Source organism: Roseomonas chloroacetimidivorans (assembly GCF_049629625.1).
Classification (GTDB): domain Bacteria; phylum Pseudomonadota; class Alphaproteobacteria; order Acetobacterales; family Acetobacteraceae; genus Roseomonas; species Roseomonas chloroacetimidivorans.
The window spans coordinates 1-832 of record NZ_JBNBZS010000303.1; the positions used below are offsets into that span (position 1 = coordinate 1).

Annotated in this window: 1 protein-coding gene; it reads left to right on the top strand. The window is 62.7% G+C overall.

Annotated elements, in window-relative coordinates; translation table 11 throughout:
• The first annotated feature begins 324 nt into the window (after window positions 1–324).
• Complete coding sequence (locus ACO1BU_RS37620) at window positions 325–624, top strand: hypothetical protein (protein WP_424140937.1); 300 nt, start codon at window positions 325–327, stop codon at window positions 622–624.
• Window positions 625–832: the final 208 nt, after the last annotated feature.

Here is an 832-nt window from a genome sequence, read left to right on the forward strand (position 1 = left end):
GGTCGCCTCTGGATCTACGACACCGATGATCGCGCGACGCTCAAATTCACCGAGCACGGCATCGAAAGCCTCAAGGAACTCTGCCTCGACCAGAAGCGGTGAGCGCGGTCAGCACGTCTGCGCTCGACAGCCCGCGGTCCCGCCCGGATGGATACCCGGATTACCCAGCCGGGGCCGATCAAATGGGGCTGGGCAACGGCAATACACCGATGGTTATTAGAGTTCCCACTGTCGTTCTTCGAATTTTAGAGTTGCTGCCCACTGATCGAGTCTGTTAAGATCACGCGTTCGTGAGTGGGCACATGCCCTGGGGACACAGGCGTAATGACCCGCGCGTTGACTTACCTTGGCGTGGCCGCTCGCTTCGCCTGGCACGGCCGTTGCGTGCTGGCCGGGCACCACTGGCAGAGCGACGGCTGGAAGAGCCTACCCTACGGGGAAGGGCGGCAAATGCGCCTGATGCTGTGCACTCGGTGCAAAGAGCAGAGGACCGATCTGGCCTTTCTCGGCGCCTATCAAGCGCCGACCGGGGCTGGTTGGCTCACCCGAGCCCAACCGCGCAAGATAAAGCATCAGGACGAGATTGCGCCTGAGTTTGCGGACCGTGCCGCGATGCATCGGTGAGACGCGAGCTTCCCCCGGGCAGAGCTATCGCCGAAAGTGGGTGATGGCGATGTGAGAGAGGCGGCGTATCGAGGTGGGTGAAAGCCTGCCTGAACCTCCCGAAGGAGCGATACGCCGAGATGAGCGATACCACTGTTGTCCCCCTGCGTCAGCCGGAGACGGTCGAGGATCCGCTGACAGCGGTTTTGAGGAGCGGCGCCCGCCGGCT